8 protein-coding genes and 1 tRNA gene are annotated in these 8,656 nt (G+C 59.6%); 2 read left to right on the top strand and 7 right to left on the bottom strand.

The window, feature by feature from the left end; all coding sequences use genetic code 11:
- The first annotated feature begins 341 nt into the window (after positions 1-341).
- A complete protein-coding gene (gene pbpG, locus WA904_RS21710) occupies positions 342-1,403 on the top strand; it encodes a D-alanyl-D-alanine endopeptidase (RefSeq protein WP_425199200.1) in 1,062 nt (353 codons plus the stop codon).
- A gap of 97 nt (positions 1,404-1,500) precedes the next feature.
- Here the strand turns inward: pbpG and WA904_RS21705 are convergent, their stop codons facing one another.
- From WA904_RS21705 to WA904_RS21680, 6 genes are all read right to left on the bottom strand, one after another.
- The gene (locus WA904_RS21705) at positions 1,501-2,292 is read right to left on the bottom strand and encodes an IclR family transcriptional regulator (protein ID WP_425199199.1); all 792 of its coding nucleotides are present in this window, start codon (positions 2,290-2,292) and stop codon (positions 1,501-1,503) included.
- Positions 2,293-2,399: 107 nt separating this feature from the next.
- Complete coding sequence (locus WA904_RS21700) at positions 2,400-3,146, bottom strand: arginyltransferase (RefSeq protein WP_425199198.1); 747 nt, start codon at positions 3,144-3,146, stop codon at positions 2,400-2,402.
- Positions 3,143-3,916 (bottom strand): leucyl/phenylalanyl-tRNA--protein transferase, encoded by a 774-nt coding sequence (gene aat, locus WA904_RS21695; RefSeq protein ID WP_425199197.1) that lies wholly within the window; start codon positions 3,914-3,916, stop codon positions 3,143-3,145. Before aat ends, WA904_RS21700 begins: the two co-directional genes overlap by 4 nt.
- Before the next feature lie 268 nt (positions 3,917-4,184).
- Positions 4,185-4,874, bottom strand: coding sequence for a hypothetical protein (locus WA904_RS21690; protein ID WP_425199196.1), 690 nt, complete (start codon positions 4,872-4,874; stop codon positions 4,185-4,187).
- Between the two features lie 85 nt (positions 4,875-4,959).
- A complete protein-coding gene (locus tag WA904_RS21685) occupies positions 4,960-5,775 on the bottom strand; it encodes an AAA family ATPase (RefSeq protein ID WP_425199195.1) in 816 nt (271 codons plus the stop codon).
- A 101-nt stretch (positions 5,776-5,876) separates the two neighbouring features.
- Positions 5,877-5,952: transfer RNA gene (locus WA904_RS21680), tRNA-Asn, on the bottom strand.
- Positions 5,953-6,119: 167 nt separating this feature from the next.
- On the opposite strand from WA904_RS21680, the gene thiD reads away from it, so the two are divergent.
- Positions 6,120-6,962, top strand: a complete 843-nt coding sequence (gene thiD, locus WA904_RS21675) for a bifunctional hydroxymethylpyrimidine kinase/phosphomethylpyrimidine kinase (RefSeq protein WP_425199194.1) — start codon at positions 6,120-6,122, stop codon at positions 6,960-6,962.
- A 13-nt stretch (positions 6,963-6,975) separates the two neighbouring features.
- Here the strand turns inward: thiD and WA904_RS21670 are convergent, their stop codons facing one another.
- Positions 6,976-8,280, bottom strand: coding sequence for a purine-cytosine permease family protein (locus tag WA904_RS21670; protein ID WP_425199193.1), 1,305 nt, complete (start codon positions 8,278-8,280; stop codon positions 6,976-6,978).
- Between the last annotated feature and the right edge of the window lie 376 nt (positions 8,281-8,656).

Raw genomic sequence — 8,656 nt, 5'->3', positions numbered from 1 at the left:
CCCCAGCAGCGCGCCAGCGAAGCACCCACCAGCCGACGTCAAAAACTGGCGCCGACCCAGACATCGTGGTTGCTTCGGCCAAGGCTTATTTGAGCGCCCTGAGCAAGTTACAAAATAAAGCTGACCGGGTGGCGGCGCAGGGTTGAGCGCCAGGATTTGAAAAAATCCTTTTATATTCAACAGTTTAGTAATTCTTTGTGGAAGTCCGGCTGACTAAAAAGCCGGGCTTGCCGGTACTTCACTGTTGCGTTTAGGAAAGTAACGCAAGCTTTTGATATTGCGTGACTTTTTCTATTTGTATACACTCCGGCTTCGTACTAATCGAACCCCGGAGACGATCCATGTCCATCACGCTGAATTCGATTTTCAAACAGACCTTACAGGTCGTTGGAATTCTTACCTTTTCGGCGGCGTTGATGGCCCCTGCGGCAGAAGCCGCACCGGCGAAGCGACAGGTGGTTAAAAAGTCACTCGCCAGCAAAGCGGTTTCGAAAAAGGTGATCTCGAGCCGCAAAAGCGCCCGGTTTGTAGCCAAGTCTCCGCGCAGGCCTGTGATTGTTGCCTCGCCAGCCCGGCTTTCATTTGGGCAACTGGCCGGCCTGCACAGCGCGCAGGATCCGCTCGATCTGAAATCCAGCGTGGCGCTGGTGATTGACCAGGACACCCATGAAGTCCTGTTCAGCAAGAACGATCATGCGGTGCTGCCGATCGCGTCATTGACCAAGCTGATGACCGGCGTGATCATCAGTGGTGCCCAGTTGCCGATGGACGAAGCCATCACCATCTCCCAGGACGATGTGGATACCGAAAAAGGCAGCCGCTCGCGCCTGCGCGTGGGCAGCAGCCTGACGCGGGGAGAGTTGCTGCATCTGGCCCTGATGTCCAGCGAAAACCGCGCCGCTCATGCACTCGGCCGGACCTACCCCGGTGGCATGACCGCCTTTGTCAAGCTGATGAATGCCAAAGCCAAGATGCTGGGCATGAACGACACCCGGTATGTGGAGCCCACAGGTTTGTCGAGCCTGAACCAGTCCAGCGCGCAGGACCTGGCAACGCTGGTCAATGCAGCCCATGGCGATCCCGTGCTGCGCGAGTTGTCCACCTCCACCGGCTACCAGGTTGCCGTGGGCCGGCAGACCCTGCAATACAACAACACCAACCGGCTGGTCAAAAACCCCGAGTGGGAAATTGGCCTGCAGAAAACCGGCTACATCTCCGAGGCCGGCCAATGCCTCGTCATGCAGGCAAAAATTGCAGGGCGCAAGCTGATCATGGTGTTCCTCGATTCCGCCGGAAAATTGAGCCGCCTCGGTGATGCCGAGCGGGTTCGCCGTTGGGTGGAATCGCAACCGGCCGGCGCCTCCAGAATAAGTGCTGCCACCCCGGTGGCCAGCGGCGGCTAAAGCCGGCGGCGACGCTGCTCGCCGGTCTGAGTGGCCTTGCGGATGCTATATAAAAGTTAGCTACTCACGACCGCTGCATAAGGGTCGGAGGCCATTTTCATTTGAAATTGTCGGACCTGTAGCCCAGCGCTGCTGAAATCTCGCTCGCCGTCGACTGCAGCTTGGGCAGCCAGTTTTCGTCCAGCCTGTCGGCCGGTGCCGAAATCGACAGACCCGCCACCAGTTTGCTCTGGTCATCGTAAATGCCTGCGGCCATGCAGCGCACCCCCAGTTCCAGCTCTTCGTTGTCGCGCGCAATGCCGTACTGGCGGGCCCTGGACAACTCACGCTCAAGCACTGCAAGCTGTGTGATGCTGTTCTTCGTCTGGCCCGGCAGCCCGGTGCGGGTGGCGTAGCTGCGCAACCGCTGGGGATCGTCGAACGCCAGGAACAGCTTGCCCACAGAGGTCAGGTGCAGAGGCGCGCGACCACCGATGGCGCGCACCACCTGCATGCCGGATCGTTCGCTGTAGGCGCGCTCCACGTAAATGATTTCATCACCCTGGCGCATGCTCAGGTTCACGGGTTGCTGGATCAGTTTGTGCAGCTCACGCATCGGCGTCAGTGCTGCGTCGCGCACGCTCAGGCGTGCTTTCACCAGGTTGCCGAGCTCGAGCAGTCGCATGCCGAGCCGGTAGCTGCCGGCCACCGGGCGATCCACGAAGCGGCCGGTGGCCAGGTCGTTCAGGATGCGGTGCGCGGTGGACGGATGCAGGCCTGATTTTTCGCTGATCTCCTTGAGCGAGACGGCTTCCTCCCGGCCCGCAAGAATCTCCAGCAGGGTGAACATGCGTTCAATCACCTGAACCGTGGGTTTGGCGGGCGAAGCGAGGGGATCGAGTTTTCTCATGGATGGCGATTTCTTCAGCAGATTTTAGCTGGTGAAATCATGATGCATGGCTTGATTTGCGATGCCGCATATCCGGCGACGGACGGTGCGTTCCGGATTGCGCCGGGTTAGGCCGCTTCGCCCGATGCCACCCAGTGCCCGTCAACCAGGATCTGGTTCGGTAAAAACCGGGCTTTGTAGTTCATTTTTGGGCTTTCGGCGATCCAGTATCCCAGGTACACATGAGGCAGGCCCAGTTGCCTAGCCTGCTCAATTTGCCAGAGTACCCCGTAGGTGCCGTAGCTGGCTTGCGCGTCGGGTTCGTAAAACGTGTACACCGCCGAAACGCCGTCTTCCAGCACATCAAGGATGGAGACCATCTTCAGTGCACCGGCCTCGCCGTTGGGCAGGGTCTCGCGAAACTCCACGAGGCGTGAATTGACGCGGCTCTGCAGCAGGAACTGGGTGTACTGGTCGATGCTGTCGTGGTCCATGCCACCGCCGGCATGACGCCCGTTCTGGTAGCGGAGGTAGAGCTGGTAGTGCTCAGGCATGAAACACAGTTTGAGCACCCGGACCTGCAGTGACTGATGCTGTTTCCACGCGCGTCGCTGGCTGCGGTCGGGCTGGAACGTCGCCACCTGCACCCGCAGCGGCACACAGGCCTTGCAACCATCGCAGTAGGGCCGGTAAGTGAACATGCCGCTACGGCGGAAGCCGTTGGTCACCAGTTCCGAGTAGGCGGCATTGTGAATCAGGTGGCTGGGTGTGGCAACCTGCGAGCGCGCCTGCCTGCCGGGCAGGTAGCTGCAGGGGTAAGGCGCTGTGGCATAAAACTGCAGCGTCTGGAGGGGCAGGTCTTTGAGGTGCGTCACGTCGTCAGGTCACTCTGCGTCTTGGCCGTCAATATCTGGTTCCAGTATAGGGCGTCAAATTCCCAGCAGGGGGAAGTTTGCGCAGCGTTGCAGGCCACATGTGCGACAAATTCCGCACGGGGAATTTCCGCGGCGCCAAGCGAGGCCAGGTGTCGCGTGTTCTGCTGGCAGTCAATCAGAGGCAGGCCCTTGGCCCGGCAGAAAGCCACCAGCGCAGCGAGCGCTATTTTGGATGCATCGGTCCGGTGCGCGAACATCGACTCGCCAAACACCATGCCGCCCAAGTTGACGCAATACAGCCCACCGACAAGTTCACCATTTATCCAGGTCTCCACACTGTGGGCATCGCCGGCGTGGTGCAGGGCGGTATACGCCCTCACCATGTCGGGCACGATCCAGGTGCCTGCCTGCCCGTCCCGGGGTGTGCCTGCGCACGCGTGAATGACCGCCTCAAATGCCGTGTCAAAACGGACCTCATGGCCTGGCGCATTGATAAAACGAAGCAGGCTTTTACGCAGTGAACGGTGCAGTTTGAAATGTTGCGTCTGCAACACCATGCGCGGGTTGGGGCTCCACCACAAAATGGGCTGGCCGACCCCGAACCACGGGAAAATGCCCTGCGCATAGGCCTGCCGCAAAGTCGCCACATCGAGCGACCGGCCTGCGGCCAGCAATCCGGGAGCCGGGTCGCCCTCGGCCCAGGCAGTTTCCACAGGCGGAAAGGGTTCATCCACATCAAGCCAGGGCAGGGGGCGGGGTGACTTGCGCACGGAGGGAAAGTTATGGTCTTGGGCTGGTAGGGGTTGACTGCATTGGCCATCGATACATGGACATCACCCGCAAATGGTAACTCCACCAACGAAAAAAGCCTGGACGTTATTCACGTCCAGGCTTTGAATTCTGGCTCCTCAACCTGGGCTCGAACCAGGGACCTACGGATTAACAGGGGGATAAAACCCTTATTTATCAATGACTTATGCTCGCCTTCGCTCGTCACGTATCGTTAACCGCCGGCAGGAGTGTCACGTCCGTCCCAGTCTAGTTGCCCTCGCGAGTTTTCGCCAAACCTTCCGAGCTTGCCGTATCCATTTTTATGTTTCTGCGGCCAAGTGGGAAACAGGGGCGCAGCACGTCATCCATGGACCGAATTAGTATCCAGATTTCAGTTGCAAGCGCATCAATTTCTGCGGGTGAGGTTGCGATCGGTGTGACCGGGCGCTTGGGGTCCACGTCCCAGCTCAGCGGGGCAAAGAAAAAGCTGTTATTCCCGTGGTTATAGACCCAGCGTCCATGCGCGTAGTCATTTCGGAGCAATCGAACTTTCTCGGCCTGCACAATCCACTCCCCCCATGCGCCCGCGTGTGTGGTTTCGGGGTATACCGGTGAGCCTTCAACCAACCGCTTCAGACACTCCAGTCGAAGTTTCATCGGCGATTTCGGGTTCAAAAGCGAGATGACTTCCGGCGCGCTATTTGAGTGCATTTTGATCTTCAATCCCAGGTGGACGTCGAACCAAGAATAAGCTTCCATGAGCGCACCAATGCTTCGATGCAGTTCCGCCTGAGCTTGTTCCCGCTTCTTCCGCTGTGCATTTTGGGAACGAAGGTTTTTGGCGTTCCGGCGAATACGCTCTTCCGAAAGCTCAACGAGCATACCCAACGGATGGCTAGGTTGATTGATCGGGTTTTCTTCCGGAAAATCTTCGAAGTAGTCTGACCATTCGCCCATTTTTGCACCTCCTGAACCTTTCCAGCATTGTCACGTTTTCGATCATCACCGGGCCGAACAAGCGGTTTAACAGAGGGATAACGAGTCAGAGGCGTTGGCTGACCGGCGCTGACCTTGCGGGGAAATCTTCTTCAGCGTTACGAGAGGCCCCCATCATCGTGAAGATTGGGCTCAGCGTGTCCCGGGATGCTGCTCCCAATGCATGAGCTCCGATGACCCGAGTGGGATGTGCTGCCTGCTCGGGATCACGCTCCACAGCGAGGATTCGATGAAAGGACTCCTCGTTCATCAAGTGCGGGCTATGAGTGGAGTAGATCACTGGAATAGTGGCGCGAATCTTTTCTATAAGTCTGAGTACATCCGCTTGTGCTTTTTCATGCAGGTTCGCGCCGGGCTCATCCAGCAAGAATATAAGTTTTACATTCTCCACGGACGATGCCCTAAGCTGCAGAAAGAACGAGATAAACCAGCGCGTCCCCTTGCTGCGTTGCTTTGGGTAGAGAGGAGCAGTTGCATCGGTGATGAGAAATTCCAGGTACGACTTCCCCGCTTTTTCGTGCCCAAAGGGATGCTGATGTATGGAGCATTCGAGTTGTAAAGCTACGTTCTCCCCAATTGTCTGGCTCCAGAAAGCGCGGAAATCATCGGAAATTTTTCTATTGGCTGCTTTCAATATTCCCGCTCTAGCTCTGGTTTCACTTTTCACTAGTACTTCAAGATCAATGCCAGCAATGGTTAGGAAATTTGCAACTGCCTGTTCACCGGGTTCATCATCTAAAACAAATTCGTCGGTAATGTCGATCTTGTTGGGTAGTAGTCCCGACTCTTCATCAAACAAAATAACTGTCGAGGAGGCGTAATACAGCCCATTTCGGAATTGCTTATCCGCAGCGTCCCGCATTGAGCGCGGGGGAAGTGGCCCGAACGTGGTGGAATTTTCACGTTTTCGTCACGTTTAGAAAGACGAAAGGCCTGCACTTACGTGCAAGCCCTTGAATTTACTGGCTCCTCAACCTGGGCTCGAACCAGGGACCTACGGATTAACAGTCCGGCGCTCTACCAACTGAGCTATTGAGGAATACAGCCTAAGATTATAGCCTGATATTTTTGTGCTTCGGCTTCACCCGTCACCCCTGGGCCGATAATTCAGGCACCGCTCTGCGAGGCGCCAGGCCGCAAGCGGCTTCCGCTGATAATCCACCGTGGCCTCCGTCAGGCCCGATCCAACGGGAAACACTTTTCTCCATGAGCAATGACATTTTTGAGTTCGAGTACCCGCGCGTGTTGTCCATTGCGGGCTCTGACAGCGGTGGCGGGGCAGGCATTCAGGCGGACCTGAAGACTTTTGCGGCGCTGGGCTGTTATGGCATGACGGCCATCACGGCGCTGACGGCGCAGAACACCCAGGGCGTGCGGTCCATTCATGGTGTGCCGCCCGCCATGCTGCGCGACCAGATCGACGCGGTGCTTGAAGACATCGGTGCCGATGCGGTAAAGATCGGCATGCTGCACGCGCCCGAAATCGTGCTGGCGGTGGCCGGTGCCATTGACCACCATGCGCTCGAAAAAGTGGTGCTGGATCCGGTGATGGTGGCCACCAGCGGCGCGGTGCTGATCGACAACCCGGCCATTGAAGTCCTGGTGCGCGAGCTGTTTCCGCGCGCTGTCCTCGTCACTCCCAATCTTGACGAAGCTGCTTTGCTGGTGGGACGGCCATTGAAGAATGCCGCAGACATGGAGGCTGCAGCACGTGAGTTGCTCGCTCGAGGCGCACACGCGGTGCTGCTCAAGGGTGGGCACTTGCCGGGCGACACGGTCATGGACCTGCTGCTCACCGCCTCTGGAGAAAACCACTGGATGCATGCGCCGCGCATCCGCAGCGCGAACACACATGGAACGGGCTGCACCCTGTCGTCCGCCATTGCCGCCGGGCTGGCGCTGGGGCAACCACTTCGGGAAGCGGTGGAATCGGCCCGCGCCTATGTGCGTGCTGCGCTGCTGACAGGCGCCAAAGTGAAAACCGGCGCCGGCAGCGGTCCGCTGAACCACGGGCATGCGCCCGTGCCGATGCGGCTCAAGCGGCTTTAAGCGGGCTTCACGCTCAGGCGGCGCTGGCGGCAGGCGCGCCGGCAGCCGGCCCCGAAGAGGCGCGGCTCAGACGTGCCAGCACAAAAGTCAGGGCCAGGGTAGGCAACGCAGCTCCCCACTCGGGCGCAAGGTTGGCGCACAGATGGTAGGTTGCCACGCCGAGAACCCAGATGAGCACCGCGCTGACATTGACCTTTTTCGTCCCCAGCAGCGAGGCGACATGGGGCGTGCCGCCCAGACGCGCCAGGATCACACCGTACAGCGGCACAAACACCGAACTGAGCATCAGCAGGAACGGCTCCAGGCTGTGCATGGGCAGCACCAGCGCCAGCCCGGTGCACAGGACAGCGAGCGCCATGCCCCAGCGGCGCAGGCTCCAGCCGGGCTTGAGGCTGTGGCCGGCGACCGAGCCCGAGTACAGATCGCCATAGGCGTTGTCCACTTCGTCGATCAGAATCAGGCCGAGCGCAATCAGCCCGCCTTGCGCCAGCAGCAGGGCCGCCACCAGGTCGGTGCTCGGGGTGGTCAAGGCAATCAGCACGCCCAGGCCGTAACACCAGGTGTTGGCAATGGCGTAACCGAGCCAGGTGCCGCGCAGGGCGCCTTTGCCGTCCCGCCCGTGGCGCGAAAAATCTGCCACCAGCGGCAGCCAGGACACCGGCATGGCAATCACCAGATCCAGGGCCGACAGCGTGCTCATGCCACCAGCGCCGGGGCGGTTCCAGATGGCTTCCCAACCCTGGGCCTGGGCACGGCCAAGAAATTGCCAGGTCAGCCACAGCAGCGAGGCGATCACCAGCGGCAGGCCATAACGGCCTATGAACTTGCGCACCAGCTTGACCATGGAACCCGAGAGCAGGGCAATCAGCACGCCGCCCCAGAGCAGGGTGGCCAGCACCGGCCAGAAAGACGCGACAAAAGAGCCGGACTGGCGCGCGATGGCAACGGTGCCGTCGCGCATGACCACCAGCTCAAACGTGGTCCAGCCGATGAGTTGCACGATGTTGAGCAGCACCGGCAGGCGCGCAAAATTGCGGCCATAGGTGGCGTGCATCAGGCCGGCACTGGACAGGCCGCTGTCGCAGCCGATCTTGGCGGTCCAGGCCAGCAGGCCGGCGCCGAGGACAGAGCCGACAACAATGACAGCCAGGGCCGTCCTGGCACCCAGGGCCGGCACCAGGTAGGCGCCGATCTGCATGACCAGCAGGCCGACGCCCAGGCTGAGCCAGAGCGCGGCATGTTCGCGCCAGCCGAACAGGCGGTCGCCCTGCGGCAGCGGCGTGAGAGCGGTATTGGACGTTTGGTTCAGGGAAGCCATCAACTTTTCCTTGTGTCAATGGCAGGTCGGCTTGCAAAGGCGCCGGCAAACTTGAAAAACCTGCGGCGCCCTGGACATGCTTCCCTGCGCGAGGATTACCTCAGTCAGGTTCAAAGGGACTTTCTCAGTCGCCACTTGTGTGGCAACACCCCCAGCGAATGCGATCCTGGAGACCGCAGCAGAATTGTAGTCCGCTCGCCGCAGGCGCCCAAAGGACAAGGCCCGCTGAAGCGGGCCTTGTTTCATGTGGGAGCGCAGCGGTTTAGGGCCTGTTAACGCTATTTGTGCAAATGCGAACGGGGTGAAAACAGTGCCAATCAAGGCGCGCGACGACGCCCAGACTGGGCGTCTGGGCTAGGAGTGCAACGCAGAGTGG

Source organism: Polaromonas sp., assembly GCF_049790275.1.
Classification (GTDB): Bacteria; Pseudomonadota; Gammaproteobacteria; order Burkholderiales; family Burkholderiaceae_C; genus Polaromonas.
Note: the sequence above shows the minus strand (reverse complement) of the source record. Positions and strands in the feature narration are given on the sequence as shown.